General features: G+C 54.0%; 14 protein-coding genes. 13 read left to right on the plus strand and 1 reads right to left on the minus strand.

The annotated features are described in order from the left end of the window. The first annotated feature begins 50 nt into the window (after nucleotides 1-50). The 6 genes from SK3146_RS28940 (at nucleotide 51) to SK3146_RS28965 (ending at nucleotide 7,330) form a co-directional block, all read left to right on the plus strand. Nucleotides 51-1,868, plus strand: a complete 1,818-nt coding sequence (locus SK3146_RS28940; protein ID WP_249862024.1) for a hypothetical protein — start codon at nucleotides 51-53, stop codon at nucleotides 1,866-1,868. A gap of 194 nt (nucleotides 1,869-2,062) precedes the next feature. After that, nucleotides 2,063-3,655 (plus strand): spore germination protein, encoded by a 1,593-nt coding sequence (locus SK3146_RS28945; protein ID WP_249862025.1) that lies wholly within the window; start codon nucleotides 2,063-2,065, stop codon nucleotides 3,653-3,655. 29 nt (nucleotides 3,656-3,684) lie between these two features. Continuing rightward, a complete protein-coding gene (locus SK3146_RS28950) occupies nucleotides 3,685-4,749 on the plus strand; it encodes a GerAB/ArcD/ProY family transporter (RefSeq protein WP_249862026.1) in 1,065 nt (354 codons plus the stop codon). A 31-nt stretch (nucleotides 4,750-4,780) separates the two neighbouring features. Further along, complete coding sequence (locus SK3146_RS28955; RefSeq protein ID WP_249862027.1) at nucleotides 4,781-5,881, plus strand: GerAB/ArcD/ProY family transporter; 1,101 nt, start codon at nucleotides 4,781-4,783, stop codon at nucleotides 5,879-5,881. Next, nucleotides 5,878-7,104 carry a Ger(x)C family spore germination protein gene (locus tag SK3146_RS28960; RefSeq protein ID WP_249862028.1) on the plus strand — a complete coding sequence of 409 codons (1,227 nt, stop codon included), beginning with the start codon at nucleotides 5,878-5,880 and terminating at the stop codon, nucleotides 7,102-7,104. The genes SK3146_RS28955 and SK3146_RS28960 overlap by 4 nt, the downstream gene beginning before the upstream one ends. A gap of 1 nt (nucleotide 7,105) precedes the next feature. Next, the gene (locus tag SK3146_RS28965) at nucleotides 7,106-7,330 is read left to right on the plus strand and encodes a hypothetical protein (protein WP_249862029.1); all 225 of its coding nucleotides are present in this window, start codon (nucleotides 7,106-7,108) and stop codon (nucleotides 7,328-7,330) included. A gap of 97 nt (nucleotides 7,331-7,427) precedes the next feature. Here SK3146_RS28965 and SK3146_RS28970 read toward each other — a convergent pair whose 3' ends face one another. Then, nucleotides 7,428-9,365 carry an ABC transporter ATP-binding protein gene (locus SK3146_RS28970; protein ID WP_249862030.1) on the minus strand — a complete coding sequence of 646 codons (1,938 nt, stop codon included), beginning with the start codon at nucleotides 9,363-9,365 and terminating at the stop codon, nucleotides 7,428-7,430. A gap of 194 nt (nucleotides 9,366-9,559) precedes the next feature. Here SK3146_RS28970 and SK3146_RS28975 point away from each other — a divergent pair, with 194 nt between their 5' ends. The 7 genes from SK3146_RS28975 to SK3146_RS29005 are packed head-to-tail and all read left to right on the plus strand — an operon-like array spanning nucleotide 9,560 to nucleotide 20,982. After that, nucleotides 9,560-10,681, plus strand: coding sequence for an ABC transporter ATP-binding protein (locus SK3146_RS28975; RefSeq protein ID WP_249862031.1), 1,122 nt, complete (start codon nucleotides 9,560-9,562; stop codon nucleotides 10,679-10,681). A 31-nt stretch (nucleotides 10,682-10,712) separates the two neighbouring features. Further along, nucleotides 10,713-13,730, plus strand: a complete 3,018-nt coding sequence (locus tag SK3146_RS28980; RefSeq protein WP_249862032.1) for an extracellular solute-binding protein — start codon at nucleotides 10,713-10,715, stop codon at nucleotides 13,728-13,730. Then, nucleotides 13,720-14,697, plus strand: coding sequence for a carbohydrate ABC transporter permease (locus SK3146_RS28985; RefSeq protein ID WP_249862033.1), 978 nt, complete (start codon nucleotides 13,720-13,722; stop codon nucleotides 14,695-14,697). Before SK3146_RS28980 ends, SK3146_RS28985 begins: the two co-directional genes overlap by 11 nt. After that, nucleotides 14,697-15,599, plus strand: coding sequence for a carbohydrate ABC transporter permease (locus SK3146_RS28990; protein ID WP_249862034.1), 903 nt, complete (start codon nucleotides 14,697-14,699; stop codon nucleotides 15,597-15,599). The genes SK3146_RS28985 and SK3146_RS28990 overlap by 1 nt, the downstream gene beginning before the upstream one ends. A 24-nt stretch (nucleotides 15,600-15,623) precedes the next feature. Then, nucleotides 15,624-17,771 (plus strand): YIP1 family protein, encoded by a 2,148-nt coding sequence (locus SK3146_RS28995; protein WP_249862035.1) that lies wholly within the window; start codon nucleotides 15,624-15,626, stop codon nucleotides 17,769-17,771. Further along, nucleotides 17,768-20,119, plus strand: a complete 2,352-nt coding sequence (locus tag SK3146_RS29000; protein WP_249862036.1) for a DUF5696 domain-containing protein — start codon at nucleotides 17,768-17,770, stop codon at nucleotides 20,117-20,119. The genes SK3146_RS28995 and SK3146_RS29000 overlap by 4 nt, the downstream gene beginning before the upstream one ends. Continuing rightward, nucleotides 20,119-20,982, plus strand: coding sequence for a carbohydrate ABC transporter permease (locus SK3146_RS29005; RefSeq protein ID WP_434006831.1), 864 nt, complete (start codon nucleotides 20,119-20,121; stop codon nucleotides 20,980-20,982). The genes SK3146_RS29000 and SK3146_RS29005 overlap by 1 nt, the downstream gene beginning before the upstream one ends. Nucleotides 20,983-20,985 lie beyond the last annotated feature (3 nt).

A 20,985-nucleotide genomic window follows, 5' to 3' on the forward strand; every position in this document is an offset into this window, starting at 1 on the left:
GGCCGAAGGCCACGAATCAATCACCACCCTTCTAAGGGAGGCAAAGAAAGATGAAAACAAACTGGAGAGCGGCGATGGCCGCTACCGTGTTATCGGTAGCGCTGATCGGTTCGTCGGTTCCCGCGATGGCGGATGACGCGCCCGCGGCAGCTGTAGTTAGCAGCGCCTCGTATTCGTTGAACGAATCGATGTCCGCCGTAGTCAAAAGCGTGTCGGTCAACCGCACGTCGGGCGGCCTGCAGATCGGGGCTTTGGTCGGATTGACCAACAATACGGGAGCGATGGCCCGCGTGCCCGATTACGAGGTCAGGGTGAAGACGACGGAAGGAACGGTGTACACGCTGCAAGCGAGCAGCGCCAACGCCCGTTCCTTGATGGCTCAGGAAAGCGCGGAGCTCACTTATATGGTTACGGTCGACCGGCCGACCGATGCGGAGATCAGCGAGCTGTCGTTCGTCGAGGTCGACGAGTACACGTATCCGAAGACGGAGAAGGTGCTGCTGAACGTTCCGGTAACCTCGAGCGTATGGTACGGAACGAAGGGAGAGCTTACCGATCCGTCGGCCAACATCGCCTGGGGCGAGACGTTCTCGCTGCCTTCGTCCAGCTCCCCGCTGCGTTACACGCCGGTGGAAATGAGTAAGCAAAACGACACTAACGGGTATTCATATCTGATTACTGTGCTTGCGGACAACCAAGGTACCGGCACGGAGACCGTACCGGATTTCCGGCTGGACGGCAAGACGGCCGATAAAACGTACGCCGGGAAAAGAGTGGAGCAGGAGCCGGTCACATTGGCCGCAGGAGAGAAGAAGTACGTGCATTTCTCGGTAACGCTGGATCAGGACGTCTCGCTGCAGAGCTTGCTGCTGATGACGACGGAAGCTTTCGTTCCGGCCGGCGGCGCCTCCTCGGCTCAGGGAGCCGCCGGGGCAGGAGCGGGAAGCGCGGCGGGCGGAGCCGCTGCCGGGTCGGCCGCCGGAGCATCGGCGCAGACCCAGCCGGGCTTCGATGTCGCGCGGCTGATCATCGCGGCGCCGACGCCGTCGTCGCCTTCGAATACGGCCGGCGATTATACGATCGGCTCGCCGATAGCGGTGGACCCGCTCAATCATCTGATCGATTCGAAGACGGAAGTATCGCTTGTCGAGCTTCATATGCATGAGAATGAAGGAGAAGGCTTCAAATCGGTTGTCGCCAAGTTCAAAATATCGAACAAGAGCGATATGACGGTAGCGACGCCTGCCTTCCAGACCGAGCTGGTCGGAGGCGACGGCTCCAGCTATGCGGGAACCCGTCAATCGACGACGGCGGCCGAGCTGATGCCGAACCTCGGCTATGTCGTCAGCTATTCCTTTATGATTCCGGCATCGGAATCCGGAGAGACGATGACGATGAAGCTGCTCGACAACGTGACGGCGGCTCCGTACAGCAGCACGATCGCCAATTTCAACGTCGCCGTTCAAAAGGATACGGACGATTCGCTGATGTCGTTCTATCCGTTCAACGTGAAGCTGGACGATTGGACGCTGTCCGCCTTCACGAATACGGCCGCGGGCGGGCAAGGCTTGACGTATTCCTACAAGCTGAAGCTGTGGCTGACCGTGAACCGTCTGGAGGACGTCGTTGTCGATCAGAACTTCTCCAAGTTCAAAGTCGAGCTTGTAGACAGCGCGGGCCGGTCGTTAGGCTCGCAAACCGTGCCGTTTACCGGCGATAATAAGCTGGTAAGCGGAGAACAGACGATAGATCTGAGCAATATTAAAACCGACCAGGTCAGCTCTCCGATTACCGTCAAGCTGTACGAGTCGATCGATACGCCGAACGGCGAAGCGACAAGACTCGTGAAAACGCTGGTTCAGCCCTAATCGATAGCAGATATTTCGTGAAAGAGAGATCGTGGACTTCGCTGTCCGCGGTCTCTTTTTTTGCATTATACAGTCGGCGTTTTCGCCGCATGGAAGAACTGCGGAGTTTTGGATAAAAAAACGGCTCTTGGGTGAGAATGGAGAATATCCATACCAATTTTACGGCGACAATCTGTGCGAAAAGGGGATGCTCTGTGAACTTCATCAAGTGGCTTGCCAAGAAACCGTTGAAATCCCGCGCGTCTGCGCAATCCGCCGCAGCGGCGGTGCAGCCGCAGCAGCAAACGCAAACGGCGGGCAAAGCAATTTTCATAGAGTTGAACGACAATTACAACTACTTGTCCTCCTTGTATGAAGATTGCTCGGATATCGTATTCCATCACTTTAAAATCGGCGGTATAACGGATGCGTTCCTTATCTTTATCGATGAGATGTCGGATACCGATATGATAGATCAGCACGTCCTTAATCCGCTCATGGAAGGCGTCGCCGAATCCGAAAAGGGCAGATCGATTATTTCAAAGAGCATCAGCGTATGCCACGCCAAGGAAATTGCGACGTTTGATCAAGCTGCCGACGAGATTTCCAAGGGCAATCCTGTCATCTTCGTCGACGGCGACAATCAAGCGGTATCATTGGGCCTGGCCAAGTGGCCGAAACGGAATATCGAGGAGCCTGTTGCCGAATCGGTAGTACGGGGACCGCGGCTCGGGTTTACGGAAGCTCTGGGTGTCAACACTTCTTTGCTGCGAAGAAGCATCAAGAGCCCGGCGCTCAAGATGAAATCGCTCAAGATCGGGCGGTATACGCAAACCGAGGTAGTCGTCACTTATATCAAAGGGGTCGTCGATCCCGCATTAATCGATGAAATTATAAGCCGGCTGCAGCGCATCGACATCGACGGCATTCTCGACAGCTACTATGTTGAGGAACTGATCGGCGACAACCCGCTCACGCCGTTCCCGCAGATGCTCTCTACGGAAAGGCCCGACGTCGTTGTGGGCAATTTGCTGGAAGGCCGGGCGGCGGTTATCATCGACGGTTCTCCTTCGGTACTGGTAATGCCGATTACGCTGTTTTCGCTGATCCAGTCTCCGGAAGATTACTACCAGACGTTCTGGGCGGGAACGTTCATCCGGTGGCTGCGCTATTGCTTCTTTGTTATCGCCTTGACCATTCCGTCCGCTTATGTGGCTATTTTGACATACCACCAGGAGATGATTCCGACGACGCTGCTGCTCAGCGTAGCCAAGTCGAGGGAAGAGATCCCTTTCCCCGCGCTGATCGAGGCGCTGCTGATGGAAATTACCTTCGAGGCGCTAAGGGAAGCGGGATTGCGCCTGCCGAAGCAGGTCGGACCTGCGGTCAGCATCGTCGGCGCTCTCGTCATCGGTCAGGCGGCCATTTCCGCAGGGCTCGTCTCCTCGCCGATGGTTATGGTCGTCGCGTTTACCGGCATCGCTTCGTTCACCTTCCCGCGATATACGCTGGGCATATCGATCCGGCTGCTTCGGTTCCCGCTGATGTTTCTCGCCGGCTTTCTCGGACTTCTCGGCCTCATGCTGGGGATTATTACCATCGTCATTCATTTGTGCACGCTGCGTTCCTTCGGCGTTCCGTATTTGTCATCTCTTGCGCCCATGCATAAAAACCTGGTTCAGGACGTGTTAATCCGTACGCCGCTATGGGCCAGAAGCATAAGGCCGAAATTAACCGGCACTGTGAACCGTCGGCGACAGGCACCGGGGCTTAGGCCCAAACCGCCGCAAGGGGATGGAAGCGGATGATCGAAAAGGGAAGATTAACGGCCATGCAAATGGGAATGCTGATGTTTCCCACCATTTTGGCTACCGCTATATTGATTTTACCGGCCATTACCGTCAAATACGCAAAGCAGGATGCCTGGCTTTCCCCTTTATGGGCTTGCGCCGTCGGCTTTGTTCTGGTCTACGCCATGTACAAGCTTCATACGCTGTACCCGGGAAAGAGCATCGTGGAAGCAAGCGAGCTTATTATCGGCAAATGGCTCGGCAAATGCTTCGGCTTCGTGGTTTTCTTCCTTTACTTGCAGGATACGGGATTTGTTATCAGGGAATACGAGGAATTCGTCGTCGGCAATTTCTTGCAGCGCACTCCTGCGATTGTCGTCACCAGCTGCATGGTGTTCGTTTGCGCGATAGCCGTGCGCAGCGGCGCGGAAGTGTTGGGACGATGCGCGCAAGTGTTCGTGCCGCTCATCATTATTTTTTTGCTGCTTATTCTCATGCTGCTAATCCCGGAGCTCAAGTTTATCCGGCTGCTTCCGGTTTTGGGCGGCGGGCTCGGACCGTCCGTTCGGGGAGCCGTTCCCCAGATCAGCTGGTTCAGCGATTTTATGCTGATCACCTTTTTTCTGCCGGTTTTGGCGGATCAGCGCAAAGGCTTGAAGCACGGTTTATTATCGGTCGCTGTCGTCGCTGTGACTATGGTGCTCATCAATATGGTCATTTTGCTGCTATTCGGCCATTTGGCGTCCAAGTATACTTATCCGGTCATGGTCGCCTCCAGATATATTAGCCTGGCTGATTTCATCGAGCATACGGAAGCGATGGTGATGGCGATATGGGTGATGGGCGTTTTTGTTAAAATATGCGTCTACTACTACTGCTTGCTGCTTATTTTCTCGCAGTGGCTCAACTTTTCCGATTACCGGCGGATCGTTTATCCAGTGGGGTTTTTGCTTGTGCCGTTCAGTTCCTGGGTGACGCCGAATGTGCAGGTGATGTCGGATTTTTTCGACAAGGTCGGAGCCGCTTATTATATTACGCTCAAAATCGTACTGCCCTTGCTGCTCACGGTCATCGCGCTGATTCGTAAAAAGTTTGCGTCTGCCGGAAGCTGAGCGCCAGTTTGCGAACGGGGGAAACCTGACCATGATAGAAAAAGGCAAAATCAGCTCGCTGCAAATGGCCGTCATGCTGTATCCGACGGTAGTCATTACGGGAATCCTTTTGCTGCCTTCGCTGCTGGCCGCCATTGCAGGCAGGGATATGTGGATGTCGCCGATTTGGAGCGCCTCGGGCGGCTTCTTCATCGTATGGCTTTGCTTCTGGCTTCATAACCGGTATCCTCGGCAGTCGATTGTCGAGTACAGCACGGCCATAGCCGGGTGGTTTCCGGGCAAGCTGATCGGGCTGATCATTCTCTTTTTCTACCTTCAGCTTAACGGCTATGTCGTCAGGGAGTACGGAGAGTTTCTGGTCGGCAGTTTTTTTCCTAAGACTCCTTTGATTCTTATTATGGGGAGCATTGTGTTCGTCTCTTCATTCGCAGTTCGCGGCGGCGTGGAGGTGATCGGTAAAAGCTCGATGGTATTCGTTCCCATCATTATTATCCTGTTCGTAACGGTTGTGCTGCTGCTCATTCCGGAGCTGGATATGAGAAGGCTGCTGCCCGTGATGGAGCATGGATTGAAGCCTTCCTTGTTGGGGGCGGTGATCCCTTTCGGCGGATGGTACGGAGAGTATATGATCGTCGCCTTTTTGCTCCCTTTGCTGGTCGACCGTTCGAAGGGGCTGCGCTCATGCGGAATATCGATTTGCGCGGTGATGGCAACGATGCTGATAACGAATCTGGTCGTATGGTCATTGTACGGCGGGATAGCCGCCAATGTCATTTATTCTCCGTTTCTCGCCGCGCGATATATTGAAGCGGGAGATTTCATCGAGCATGTGGAGGCTATCGTGATGGCTATTTGGATTTTGGGTATTTTCATTAAAATCTCTACCTTCTTCTATATCGTTACGCTTGGGACGGCGCAGTGGCTCGGGCTGTCCGGTTACCGCCTCCTCGTATTTCCGATAGGCCTGCTCCAGCTTATGTTCAGCATCTGGTCAGCCGCCAATTTGCAGGAGCTTGGCCATACGATCGGGACGAAAGGTCCGTTCTATTATGCTACCGTCCAATACTTACTGCCGATCCTCTTAGTTCTTATTGCTATGATCCGCAAAACGAAAGCAGGAGGTACCGCATGAACAACGGGTTTGCGCAAACAGGAATGCGGCTGTTACGGCCAGCGCTTTCTTTCTTCGGCGGCTTCGCATTGCTGCTTACGCTGACAGGCTGCTGGGACCGGGTCGAGGTGAACGATTTGACGCTCATTATGGCGGCGGGTCTCGATAAAAGTGAAAATTCGATGATCGAGCTGTCAATCGAGGTTTATGTGCCGAAGCCCTCCGGGAGCGGGGAGCAGGGCGCTTCGGGAACGGGAGCCAGCAGCGGCAACGCCCAGACGCTCGTTCGCTCCGCGCGGGGGGTGACGCTGGCCGATGCCATGTCCAGGCTGCAGGAGGAGTTTCCGAGACGGATTTTCTGGGGGCATTGCGAAATCTTCATCTTCGGCGAAAAACTGGCAAGAGAGGGAATACGCGATCAGGTCGATTTCATTATGCGGGAGCCCGGTCCGCGGGAGCGGGCGGATGTCTTCATCAGCAAAGGAGAAGCCAAAAATGTCCTATCGCTGCTGCCGCCGATTGAGAGAAGCTCCGCGGAAGTGCTGCGGGAGATGGCCAAGCTGCAGACAGGCATGAAGGTGACGGTCAAGGATTTGGCCGAAATGCTGATCGGCGACGCTCAAGCGGCGGCGGTCCCCTGGATCGAGGTGCTTCCGCCCGAGGAGAATCAAAAGCCGAACCAGACGGTAGGCTTTATCAACGGCACCGCCATAATGAAAGAGGACCGCCTGGTCGGCCGATTGGACGACAAGCTGACCAGAGGCTTGCTCTGGCTTCGAAATGAAGTGAAAACGTCCATCGTCACGATCGAGCCTGAGAGCGCCAAAGGGCATGTGTCGGTGAAGCTGCTGAGAAGCAGCAGCGAGCTTATTCCGAAGATTGACGGAGACAAGTGGAGCATGACGGTCAAAATTCATACGGAAGACGACGTGATGCAAAATACGACGAATCTCAATTTAAGCGATCCCAAATTGACGAAAACATTGGAGAAAGAGCTGGCGAAGGATATCGAAGAGCGGATCAAATTGGCGCTGGTGCGGCCGCAGAAGCAGCTGAACGCCGATATTTTCAACTTTGCCGAAGCGTTTCACCGCAAATATCCGAAGGAATGGGAGAAGTCGAAGGATCATTGGGACGACATTTTCCCCAAAGTGGAGGTTCGGATCGTGGCCTCGGCGCGAATTCTTCGCACCGGCATGGCGACTATAGGGGCGAACCGCCCGGAAAGCGAGGTGAAAAAATAAGATGAGCTGGGGAACATTGCTGTCGATTACCGTATTGGTCATTCTGATGATCGCCTATGAATGGCCCAAGATGAAGCAGTATTCGACCAGGGAGAAGGGGGCGTTTATCGTGCTCACTCTTTTCGGTTATGTATTGGGGGTGCTGCTGATTTTCTTCCCGGAAATGCCCGGCCCGACCCAACTGGTGGATGCGGTGTTCAAGCCGCTCGGGAAAATGCTGGAGTAGTCCCGCCGTAACCGGAGACCGGGGCGCCCGGTCCGGCCGGACACCGAAACCGGCCATCTGTAAAGAACGCCGCCGGACAGTCGTTGTTATTGCCCGCCTAGGTACCGAAGCCGGCGCCCATCATTTCGTCCGGTCTCATCGCCTTTAGCTGCTTCTCGTATAGCTCGCGGTACAATCCGCTCTGTCTTAGCAGCTCCTGATGGGAGCCGCGCTCCGCAATCCGGCCCTGATCGATGACGAGAATCTGGTCGGCCCTTACGACGGTAGCGAGCCTGTGGGCGATGATGAAGGTCGTCCGGTCTTTCATCAGCTTCTCCAGCGCCTCGGTCACCAGCGCTTCCGACTCCGCGTCGAGAGCGGAAGTGGCTTCGTCGAGAATGAGGATGCGCGGATTTTTGAGCAGGGCGCGGGCGATCGCGATCCGCTGCTTCTGACCGCCGGACAGCCGGACGCCCCGTTCGCCGACGATCGTATCGTAGCCTTGGTCCATATCCCGGATAAACCCGTGCGCATTGGCCGCCTTAGCCGCTTCGACGACCTGCTTCCTATCGGCGTCCGGATTGCCGTAAGCGATGTTCTCGTAAATCGTGCCGGAGAACAGCATATTGTCCTGCAGCACGACGGCGATTTGCATACGCACGTCGGACAGGTCGTAGTCGCGCAAGTCGGCGCCGTCCAAATACACGGTGCCTTCGTCCGGGTCGTAGAAGCGCGGAATCAGATTGATCAGCGTCGATTTGCCGGCGCCGCTCGGCCCTACAAGCGCGATGACATCGCCAGGGGCGGCGGAGAAGCTGATGTTTCTGAGCGCCGTCCGTTTTTCCGTGACGACTCGCGGCGGGTCGGGCTTCGTTTTGGGCGGGATGAGGTAAAATTTTTTGGCCGGCAAAATCATGTCTACCAAATCGGGATCATATTTTTTACCGGGCTCCTTCTTGTCCTCCGGACGCTCGGTGACATAGGTGAAGGTCACATTGTCGAAGACGACGCTGCCCTTGCACTGCCTCAGTCGGAGCGGATTCTCCTTCACGGTGATTTCCGGTTCGATGTCGAACACCTCGAAGATGCGCTCGATGTTGCTGAGCGAGTTCTGGATCGTCGCATTCGCTTCCGCGAACCGCTGGATAGGTCCGTACAGCTGGCTTAAGTACGCTTGGAAAGCGACGAGCAGGCCGATGGTCATATGCCCCTTAAGCACGAACAAGCCGCCGGTGAACCAGATGATCAGCCCTCCGGTCTGCGTGAACGTTTGGCTGATGCGCCCGAGAGAGTTGGCCAGCAATTGGGCTTTGTTGGCATGCGCTATATGGTTTTTGGCCTGCTTCTCGAATCTTTCCATCTCCTTCTTCTCTTGGTTGAACGATTGGACGATCTTCATCCCGGAAATTTTCTCGACGAGAACTCCCTGAATTCTCTCCATCTGCCGGTGCACCGAACGCCAAGACAGCCGAATTCGCACGTTCATGTTCGTAAAGGTCAAGTAATAAAGCGGCAGCAGCCACAGCGACAGCAGGGCGAGCTGCCAGTTGATCTTGAACAGCATGAAGCCGGCGAAGAAGACGAGAAACAAATCGATAACCAGATTGATAATGCCGCCGTTCACCAGGTTCTGCGCTCCGTTCACATCGTTCATCATCCGCGTCACGATGCTGCCTACCTGCCGATTGTCGTAAAAGCGCTGCGACAGCTTCTGCATATGCTGATACAGCTGGTGGCGGATGTCGTAGACCATCCGGTTTCCGAGCCGGAAGGTAATCGTATTGCGTAAGAAATTAATCCATATTCCGAAGGCATAGACGGCGCCCAGGACGGTCACCGCCCTGCCCAGCGTCCAGAAGCTCTCCTTTTGGGGAAGCACGTCGTCGATCAAAATTTTGGTCATCCACGGGCCGATCATCGGCACGGCGAATTGCACAATCCCAAGCGATAAAATGAGCAAAAGCGTGAGCCGATAAGGCTTGAGAAACGTTAAATAGCGCTGGACGAGCTTCTTCTTATCCGAAGGAGCCGTCTCGCTTTGCGCGGATGCGGTCATGCAATCACTCCCTGATATTGTCGTTATTTTCCAATAGTATAGACATTAACACAGTCTTTTTTAAATAAAAATGGCGAATATAACCATTAAACATGGACTATTCTGCTTTGCTGCCAATTATTCACACCATCTTCACACGGAATTCATTACAATAGTTTCTAAGATAATGAAAATTTGTGCGTGGAGGCGGGAATATGGCGAGAATTCTTATCAATCATCTGTATAAGCGATACGGAAAGGATAAGCACCCGGTCGTAAAGGATTTCCATCTGGAAATCAAGGATAAAGAGTTTTTGGTCTTTGTCGGGCCGTCCGGCTGCGGGAAATCGACGACGCTCCGAATGATTGCCGGCTTGGAGGACATTTCCGAAGGGGAGATCTACATCGGAGATACGCTCGTTAACGATCTGCCGCCGAAGGATCGCGACATTGCGATGGTGTTCCAGAACTATGCGCTGTATCCGAATATGAGCGTATATGAGAATATCGCCTTCGGCTTGCGTCTGCGCAAGCTTCCGAAGCACGAGATCGATCTGGCCGTCAAACGGGCCGCGCGCGTGCTTGAGATCGAACAATATTTGAGCCGCAAGCCGAGGCAGCTGTCGGGCGGTCAGCGTCAACGTGTGGCCCTCGGACGCGCCATCGTCCGCAATCCGCAGGTGTTTCTGATGGATGAACCGCTCTCCAACCTGGACGCCAAGCTGCGGGTACAGATGAGAACGGAAATTATCAAGCTGCACAAAACGCTCGGCGTTACGATGATTTACGTGACGCATGACCAGATCGAAGCGATGACCATGGGCGACCGCATCGTCGTCATGAAGGACGGCATCATTCAGCAGGTCGACACGCCGGAGGTTATTTATACGAATCCGAGCAACACGTTCGTCGCCAGCTTTATCGGCTCCCCGCCGATGAATTTCATCGAAGGCCGGATTACGGAGAACGCTCTGGGCAAGCTCGAATTTCACACCCAACGGTTCGCGCTCGCGATTCCGGACGGCAAAGCTCATGCTTTGGTCAAAAACAAGCAGGTGAACAAAATGATCACCCTGGGGGTCAGACCGGAAAATATCAGCCTCGAAGAGATGGTGTTCCAGGCATTTCCGAACGCGGTCATTCCGGGTACGCATAAGCTGAGCGAGCTGATGGGAGCGGACCGCTACCTGCATCTGGATATCGGTCAGGAGAGAATGCTCATCGTACGGGTGAACCCGCGGTACCACTATGACGAAGAAGATAAGGTTCAGGTCGCCGTCGATATGTCGAAAGCGCTGTTCTTCTATAACGAAACCGGCGAGCGGATTATGGATTAATACGCCGTGATGCGAAAAAGGAGTGACTGAATTGCAAGTAAAATGGAAACGCATACGCAAGCGCTTTCTTGCGGTTCTGATGATCGGGTCGCTGGGATTGTCGTGTACGTCCTTTCCGGCGCTGCCGCAAGCTGCGGCGGCCGATACCGCCGGTCCCGACGCCGCCAAGCCCGCTGCGACTTTGGCGGGTACGGCGGGTACGGCGGCCAAGGCTGCGCCGACCAACCAGCGTCAAGTCGTAAAGGCCAATGAATTCGAGCCGTATTACGCCAACGTGCTGAAGGGCTGGCAGGACAAGGGGATCAAGGCAGGAACCGCTTCGATCGAAATCAAGGCGGCCGATGTTTCCGAGAAATCCGATGAGGCCGCTGCCACGGTAGGCAGCTACGAGGGCAAGAGCAACGTTCTCCTGTGGAACAGTCCGAAGGAAAGCTGGGTCGAATATCAGGTGAATGTTCCGGCCGACGGGTTGTACGAAATGCAGGTATCCTACCGGCCGTACACGGGCAAGAGCCTTCGCCGTCCCGTCAACTGGGACATCAAGCTGGACGGAGCCCATCCGTTCCGGGAGGCGTCTTCCGTCGCGCTGTACCGCCAGTGGAAGGACGCCCGTCCGATCAAGAAAGACCGCGACGGCAACGACATCCGGCCGAAATCCGAGGATATCTCCAATTGGTCGCTGCAGCCGCTCCGCGATTCCGGCGGCGCTTACTCCGAGCCGCTGCAATGGTATTTCAGCAAAGGGACGCATACGATTCGTCTGCAAAGTTTCGATCCGGTGGCGCTTGAATCGATCAAGCTTGCGCCGCAGACGAAACCGAAGCCGTATCAAGACGTCGCCGCCGCTTATCCGCAATCGAAGCCGGTGGAAGCCGAAACGGCTACGCTGCAGGCCGAAGACGTCGAATGGAAGAACGATTCGGCGATTCAGATCACTTCCGATACCGATCCGAGAACGGTTCCGCTGGCCAAAGGCCGGATTACGTTCAACAGTATCGGAGGGAAAAAATGGTATAACCAAAACCAAGAGATCACGTGGACGATCGATGCTCCGGAGTCCGGCAAATATAAGCTGGCTTTCCGGGAGCTGCAAAATACGATTTCGCAAAAAGCTTCCTTCCGCCGGATTGCCATCGACGGGAAGGTGCCTTTCCAGGAAATGCTTGCTTACCGTTTCCCTTACGCTACGGGCTGGCAGGGCATGGTTGTGGCGGACGACCAAGGGAAGCCGTACGAATTTTATTTGGAAAAAGGCAAACATACGCTGACGCTGGCCGTAACGCATGATCCGTTCAAGCCGGTCATTATCGGCATCGAGGAAATTACCGACATTCTGCAGGGCATCGACCAGGATCTGAAGTCGCTGACCGGCGGCCAAGACGATAAGAATCGCACTTGGAAAATCGCTCAGGATATGCCGGATTTGCCGAAGCGGCTGACGGAGGTCTCCGATTTGATGAAGAAGCTGTCCGAGCAGGTACAGACCGTGAACGGACGCAAGGATAATGTAAGCGAAAGCCTGAACACCTCGATTAAAGATATTGAAGAGCTGCTCAGTAAAGTCGACGATATTCCGTACCATAAGGATACGATTTCCTCGATGAACGAGAAGGTAAGCAATTTTATCGAAACGCTTGTGCAGCAGCCGCTGCAGTTCGATGAAATCTATGTAGCGCCCGTCGAGAAAAACTTTCCCGTCATGGAAGCTTCCTTGTTTTCCAAAATGAAAGGCATGGTCGTCAACTTCTTCTATTCGTTCCAATCGAAGGATCGGCTGAGCGATTTGGACGACAAGGTGCTTAACGTATGGGTGCAGCGTGGTCGCGACTATGTCACGCAGCTTCAGGAGCTGGCCGACGAGACGTTTACGCCGGACACCGGCATTCAGGTCAAGGTGAACCTGCTTCCTAACGCGCAGCTGCTCGTGCTCGCCAACGCCGCAGGCATCCAGCCGGATATCGCCTTGGGGCTGACGCAGGATTTGCCGGTCGATTACGCGATCCGCAACAGTATATACGACATTTCCAAGTTCCCTGATTTCAAGGACTTGTATAAAAATTACAGCCCGGGCTCCTGGCTTCCGTTCTACTATAATAAAGGCTACTACGCGGTTCCGGAAACGCAGGCGTTCCATGTGCTGTACTACCGCAAAGACATTCTGAGCCGTCTCGGTCTGTCGATCCCGGAAACTTGGGACGACGTGTACGACATGCTGCCGACGCTGCAGCAAAACTACATGAACTTCTATATGCCTCCTACGGAGTATATGACGTTCATTTACCAGAATCATGCGGATTTCTTCGATAAAGACGGCGTCAAAACCGCATTGGATACGCCGGAAGGCTTCAAAGCGTTCAAGCAATGGACCGATTTGTTCAATATTTATGCGATGGATCGTTCCGTATCGAGCTTCTATCAGCATTTCCGCAAAGGCGATATGCCGATCGGTTTCGCCGATTATAACACGTACATCCAGCTGTCGGCGGCGGCGCCCGAGCTGAACGGCTCTTGGGGCATCGCGCAAATTCCGGGCACTCGTCAACCGGACGGAACGCTCGCGCGCTGGTCGGGCGGAGGACAGACGGCGGGGGTTATTTTCAACTCCTCCAAGAAGAAAGACCAGGCATGGGAATTTATGAAATGGTGGGCTTCGGCCGATACGCAGGAGCGGTACGGCTCCGATTTGGAAGCGTTTAACGGAGTATCTTTCCGCTGGAACACGGCCAACGTCGAAGCGTTCTCCAAGCTGCCTTGGAAGCGCGAGGACGCGAACGTGATTTTGGAGCAGTGGAGATGGTATAAGGATATGCCGAACCTGCCGGGCGGCTATTTCGTAGGACGCGAGATCAATAACGCTTGGAACCGGGCCGTGGTGGACGGCATGAACTACCGAAGCTCGCTCGAGCAGACCGTTCTCGACATTAACAGGGAGCTGCGGCGCAAGCAGCAGGAATTCGGCTTTATAGATGCAAACGGCGAAGTAATCAAAACGATGGATTTGCCGGTTGTCGACAAGCCTTGGGATGGGGTGAATCCGTATGTTAAGTAACCAAGCAAGCCTTTCCACGAAATCGGCCGCTCCGGTCAAGCTGACATGGACGGATAAAGCAAAGTCGTTGCTGTCCGAGATTTGGGCATACCGCTTATCGTATTTGTTTATTGCACCGTTTATGTTTTGCTTCATCGCTTTTATTCTGGTGCCGGTGCTTGCGGCCGTTTGCCTGAGCTTTACTTATTTCAACGCCATTGAGCCGCCTCGCTTTATCGGCTGGACCAATTTTCAAAATTTAATTTCGCAGGATTTGACCTTCCTGAAATACGCTTTGCCGAACACGTTCAAATTTGCGATGATCGTCGGTCCCGGCGGTTATATTCTGGCCTTCCTGCTCGCTTGGCTGATAACCCAGCTGCCGGCGGGGCTGCGCAGATGGTTTGCGCTGGCCATGTACACGCCGTCGCTGACGATGGGGATCGCGATGACGATCGTCTGGCTGCCGCTGTTGTCCGGCGACCGTCTCGGTTACTTGAACAGCATTTTACTGCAAATCGGATTTATCGACGAACCGCTCTTATGGGTGACGGATAAAGCTTATCTGATGAACTCGATGATCGTCGTTACGCTCTGGTCCAGTATGGGCGTCGGCTTCCTGGCGATGATGGCAGGGATACTGAACGTTAACCCGGAGCTGTACGAGGCGGGGCGTCTTGACGGCATGAGCAGCAGGCTGCAGGAAATTTGGTACATTACGATTCCGTCGATGAAGCCGCAGATGCTGTTCGGCGCGGTAATGGCTCTCGTCTCGACGTTCAAGGCGGGATCGATCGGAGTCGAGCTGTCGGGGCAAAACCCGACGCCGCAGTATTCCGGCCACTTGATCATCAATCATATCGACGACTACGGGCTGATCCGATTCGAAATGGGCTATGCCGCTGCGATTTCCGTATTCCTGCTCGTTCTGATGTACGTGTCGAATAAACTTTGCTGGGGATTGTTCGGCTCCAAGGAGGATGAATAATGCAAAACGCAGCCGTATGGTGGAATAAAATCAAGCCGTGGAAAAAGAAATCGAAACTCAATTCCATGGATATGTTTCAAAAAATTCTCGTCGTTCTGCTTGTGCTGTTCTCGATCTTTATGCTGCTTCCGCTCATCTTTATTTTCAACCATGCGCTGAAGCCGTATCAGGAGCTGTTCATTTATCCGCCTAACATTTTCGTCAGGGAGCCGTCGTTCCAGAACTTCGTCGAGCTGTTCCTGGTCGCGTCGAGCTCCACGGTGCCGGTGACCCGTTACCTGTTCAACAGTCTGGTCATCTCGGGCGGCGCAGTCGTATGCGTAACGATCGTCAGCGCGCTGTGCGCTTATCCGATCTCGAAGCATAAATTTCCCGGGCATAAGATCGTGTTCGCGACGATTATTTTGACGCTGATGTTCGCTCCGGAGGCGGTGCAAATTCCGCGCTATCTCGTTGCGAGCAGCCTCGGCATTATGAATACGTATTTCGGCCATCTTTTACCTTTGTTGGCGATGCCGGTCGGAGTGTTTCTGCTCAAGCAGTTTATCGATCAGCTTCCTAACGAGCTTCTCGAAGCGGCGCGCATAGACGGAGCGACGGAAATCCATATCTTCCTTCGCATTGTCATTCCGATTTGTATGCCTGCGGTAGCGACGGTGGCGATTTTGACCTTCCAGCAATCCTGGGGCAATACCGAGACGTCCACTTTGTTTATGCAGGATGACGAAATGAAGAACTTCCCGTTCTTCCTCTCGACGCTTACGAACGGCCTGGCCAACAACGTCGCCAGACAAGGGGCCGCAGCGGCCGCAGCGATGGTAATGTTCATCCCGAACCTGATCATCTTCCTCGTATTCCAAGGGAAAGTGATTGCGACGATGGCTCATTCCGGGATCAAATAAATGAAGAAAGGAGGAAGAGCTACTATGGTAGTCAAGAAACGATGGCGTCGTCCGCTGTTCCTTCTTTTGGCGATCGCCATGCTGGCCTCGACCATGCTGCCTATGACGGCGCTGGCCTATGTGCCTTACGATACGAACTATAAGGACGGCTACGATCAGCTGATTTGGACCCAGTCCGCTTACACCCCGGTAGAGGTGATGGGCAGGGAAATATATGCTCCCGATCCGAAGGACCCGAGCAAGCAGGTATTTTCGCCGCTCGTTCAGCCTAAGGGCATTTTTATCGACGAGAAAGACAACATCTATATTGCGGATACGGGAAATAACCGGATTGTCCAGCTCGATCCGCAAGGGACTTTCGTCCGCATCATCGATGTGAAGGAAAGCCCGCTGAAAAAACCGGAAGGCGTGTTCGTCGACAAAAAAGGCGAAATTTACGTTGCCGACACAGGCAATAAGCGTGTTCTCCGATTGGATAACAACGGTAAGCTGATCCGCGAATTCAAACGTCCGGATACGAAGTTTTTACCGGAATCGTTCAAATACGACCCGATCAAGGTCGCGGTAGATAAGCGCGGGTTTCTGTACATCGCAACGCTGGGCGGCTATCAGGGGCTGCTCCAGCTCGATCCGGAAGGCAATTTCCAAAGCTTCTTCGGCGCCAACAAGACGGATTTCTCCGTGATGGACGCGTTGAAGCGACTCCTGTACACCCGCGAGATGTATTTGCGGGAGATCAGCAAGCTGCCGGGATCGGTCAGCAGCGTAACGATCGACCAAAGCGGATTTATTTACACCGTGACCAAAGAAGTGGAATCGGGGCAAATTAAGAAGCTTAACATTGCGGGGAAAGACTTGCTGGCAACGAAAAATGACGCTTCGGCAACCGATGAGAAAATCAAAAATTTCGGAGAAGTCCGCTTCCCAAGCAAGGATAAGCTGACGCCGAAGCTGAACGATTTGACGGTCGACCGCAACGGCAATATTACCGCGATCGATTCGACGCTCAAATACGTCAACCAATACGATGCCAACGGCAATTTGCTCTTCTTCTGGTCCGGCGACACAAGCGCTTCCTCCTCCAAGCTGGGGGTCGTGAAGACGCCTTCGGCGATCGCCTCCAACTCGCAGAATAACCTGTTTATTCTGGATGAAGAGAACAACGTCGTCCAAGTATTCCGCCTCTCCGAGTTCGGCGAGCTGGTTCATAAAGCGAACCAGATGACGCAGGAAGGGCGTTACGAGGAGAGCGAGAAGCCCTGGAAGGAAGTGCTGCGGCTTAACGCTTACTATACGCCTGCGCTGCTTGGTCTGGCCAAGGCGGCGTATAAGAAGGGCGATTATGAAGAAGCGGAGAAGCTGTTCTATCAAGCGGGGCAGCAGGAGGGATACTCCGATGCATTCTGGCAAATCCGTCTGGTCTGGTTCCAGAAGCACTTCGCTTTATTAATGAATATCGTCATTATCGCCGGTCTGGGCTTCCTTATATTCGAACGGGTTACCCGGAAGAGCCGGTTCCGTCAAAATTGGCGCAACCGCCGCAGATCGCAAATTCCGATCGTCGTGCAGCTGAAGCATGCGTTCTACATTCTGAAGCATCCGATCGACGGTTTTAGCGCGATCCGTTACGAAGGCAAAGGCGGGTTCGCCAGCAGCGCGATTATGCTTATTCTTGCCTTAGTATCGTTTTGCATTTACCGGGCGTATACGAACTTTACCTTTAACGCCTCCGTATTCCTGGAAATTAATTTGGTTACTGTGTTTTTCCAATTTATGGTTCTTTGGATCGGCTGGATCGTATCCAACTATTTGATCAGTACGATTTATCGAGGGGAAGGCCGTTTCCGCGACGTCGTGTTCGGAAGCACGTACGCCTTGTTCCCGATCGTGCTCGTCGGTTTGCCGCTGACGCTAATCTCGAATGTTATGACGCTCAGCGAGGCGTCGATCTACACGTTCTTGCAGTACGGCATGATGATCTGGGTCGGCCTTCTGATCTTTTGGAAAGTGCAGTCGATGCAAAACTACAGCGTAGGCGAAACGATCATGAATATTTTCTTATCGCTGGTCACCATGACGCTGCTCGGGGTTCTGATCTTCATTACCTTCGGTCTCAGCACCGAGCTTAAAGACTTCTTCTATTCCATCTATCAGGAGGTGACGATCCGATGAGACGCAGACGATATAAAATCATCCTCTCCGCTTCGCTTGCCGCCGCGCTTAGCCTCTCGCTGATTGCGACGCAAGCGGTGCAGACGATCAATGCGGCGGATCCACCGGCCGATGCGGCGAAGACGGATGCGGCTGCTGCGGACAAATCGGCGCAGCCCGCCCAGGACGCGCAGGCTCCTGCCGCCAACGCGGCTTCGTCCGCTCCGGCTCCTGCGCAGCAGGCCGCTCCGGTCGACGCCGATAAAGCGAAGGCGGAGCTGCCGAACGACGCGAATTTCAAGCTGGCGGCGCAAAGCGATACGCTGAAGCTGCTCGTGGACAGCACGACCGGGCATTTTCAGGTGGAAGACAAGCGAAGCGGCGAAATCTGGCGCTCTTACCCGAATCCGGAGCAATGGCCTAAGGAGACGATTACGGGGACGTGGAGAAACAATTTGCGCTCTCCGATCATGCTCGAATACATCGACGCGGCGAATTTTAAATCGCAGCCCAAAATGACGAGCTTACTCGAGGATAAAGGCACGCTCGAAGGGTTTCAAACGACGCCGACCGGGTTCAAGGTCACCTTTAACTTCAAGACGTCCGGGTTCAAAATTCCCGTCGAAGTGAACGTGAAAGACGATTTTGTCGAAACGAAAATTATCGACAGCGGCATTACCGAAGGCAAGCTGAGCTTGCTGAACCTGAAGCTGTATCCGATGTTCGGAGCCGAGCCGTCGATCGGGCAGGACGGGTATCTTCTCGTACCGGACGGCTCCGGCGCGTTGATCCGCTTCAAGACGAAGCAAATTAACGACAAATCGATCTACCGCGAGAACATGTACGGAAGCGATATTTCCTTTTATTCGGAGCGGACCGCCCGTCAGCAGGCCAAGATGCCGGTGTTCGGGATGAAATCGGGCGACAAGGCCTTCGTTGCCGTCATGAGCGGCGGGGAAGAATACTCCAAGGTGTTCGGCTCGCCGTCGGGAGCGTTCGGCCAATCGAACTGGATTACGCCGGAGTGGCAGTACCGGATCAAATTTTTCCAAAATACGAGCAAGAAAGGGAACGCCGGCTTCTTTACTTACAGCAAGGAGCGGTTTGCTTCCGAACAGCGTTCGACCCGTTATTATTTGCTCGATAAGAATCAGAGCGATTACGTCGGCATGGCATCCAAATACCGCGAGTATTTAATGAAGGAGCAGGGCGTCAAGCCGCTGCAGGTCAGCTCGAATAAAATTCCGATGTTCGTCGATATTGTCGGAGCCGACGTGAAAAAGGGGATGCTGTGGGATAAATATTTGCTCGGCACCTCCACATCTCAGGCGATGGAAATGGTCAAGAGGCTTTACGGCCTCGGCGTTGAAAATATGTCGATTCAGTATTTAGGCTGGCAAAAAGGCGGCTACAGCTCGTTCGGCGGCCTGTTCCCGGTCGATAAGCGGCTCGGCGGCAACGAAGGGATGAAGCAATTCATCGAATTCGCCCATTCGTTGAAGCTTCCCGTTTACCTGGCGGCGAACTACAGTCTCAACAATAACGAGCGCGACGGCTTCAATCCGCGGTATGACGGCATGCGCAACTTGGCCGGCACGCTGATGGACTTCGAAATGTATGCAAGCCGCGATACGGTGACGCAGATGAGTCCTAAATTTGCGGCCAAATCGCTTGACAAGGACTTGAAGGAATACGAGTCATTGAACGCCGACGGCATCTACTTCGAAGACGGCGTGGGCCGCTATCTCGACAGCGACTTCAACACCCGTTATGTATCGACGAGAACGGATACGATGCATACGCAGCAGGATATGCTGCAGCAGGTGAAGGATGCGCTGGGCGGAGTCAGCGTGGAGAGAGCCAACTTGTATACGCTGAAAGACATTAATCACATCCATCGAATAGCTGACGATTACTCGTACGATTTGTTCATCGACGAATCGATCCCGTTCATGCAGATCGCTCTGCACGGACTGGTCACCTATTCGTCCAACTGGTCCAACCTGCGCGATCAGTACAAGACGGAGATGCTTCGCAGCATCGAATACGGCGCAAGCCCGTCGTTCATCTTCACCAGCGCTCCGTCGGAGGATATGAAAGGCGCTTATTCCATCTATTATTACAGCATGAACGTGCATGATTGGGAGTCCACGGCCGTGGAGGAATACCAGCGCTATAATCAAGCGCTCGGCGATGTGCAGAACAAGTTCATCGTCGGCCACCGGACGATCGCTCCCAACGTCAAGGAAGTGACGTACGAAGGCGGCAAGAAGCTGGTGCTCAACTACAACACGACGCCTTACAGCGACGGCAAGCTGAGCGTGCCTGCTCAAGACTTCATCGTAGTGCAAGGAGGGGGAAGCCAATAATGCGCAAATACAAATTGAGCTCCGCCGCTCTCCGCAAAGTGGAAGGTTCGCTGTTTATCGCACCTTGGGTTATCGGCTTCCTGGCGTTCATCGCCTTCCCTTTGGCGTACTCGTTCTACATGAGCTTTAACCGGGTGAAAATAACGGCCGGCGGCGTGGAATACTCGCCGGTCGGCTTCCAGTATTACCGGGAAATTTTGTTCGCGGACGGCGGCCTCTTGTACAACGATTTGCTGCCGTTCCTGCGGCAGGCTCTGATCATGATCCCGGTCATCGTCGTCTTTTCGCTGTTGATCGCGATCCTGCTGAATCAAAAATTTTTCGGCCGTTCGTTTTTCCGGGTCATCTTCTTCCTGCCTGTTATATTCTCTACCGGTCAAATCATTCAGGAGTTTATAACCCAGGGCGAAGGTACGCTGGCCCTCGTTCAGGAATTCGAAGTAGGCAGCTACATCAATACGTATTTGCCCAAAGCGTGGGCGACGCCGCTTGTGTCCGTTATTAGCTCGTTCGTCCTCATTCTGTGGTATTCGGGCGTGCAGATTCTGATCTTCCTGGCCGGGCGCCAGACGATTTCAACCTCGGTCTATGAAGCGGCTCGTATCGACGGCGCTGACCCGTGGGAGACATTTTGGAAAATTACGCTTCCGGGGCTGACTCCGTTCATTTTGCTGAATCTCATTTATACGGTAGTCGATTTGTTTACGTTTCCGTCCAATCCGATCATTTCAAAGGTGAATACGACGAATTACGGTTTATCCAGCGCGCTGGCCTGGATTTACTTTATGATCGTGCTTATTTTCCTCGGTATTGTGCTGTACATCTTCTCCAGAGTCAACAAATCCGCAAGCGGAGGCAAATAGAAA

The organism is Paenibacillus konkukensis, from assembly GCF_023523925.1.
Lineage (GTDB): Bacteria > Bacillota > Bacilli > Paenibacillales > NBRC-103111 > Paenibacillus_S > Paenibacillus_S doosanensis.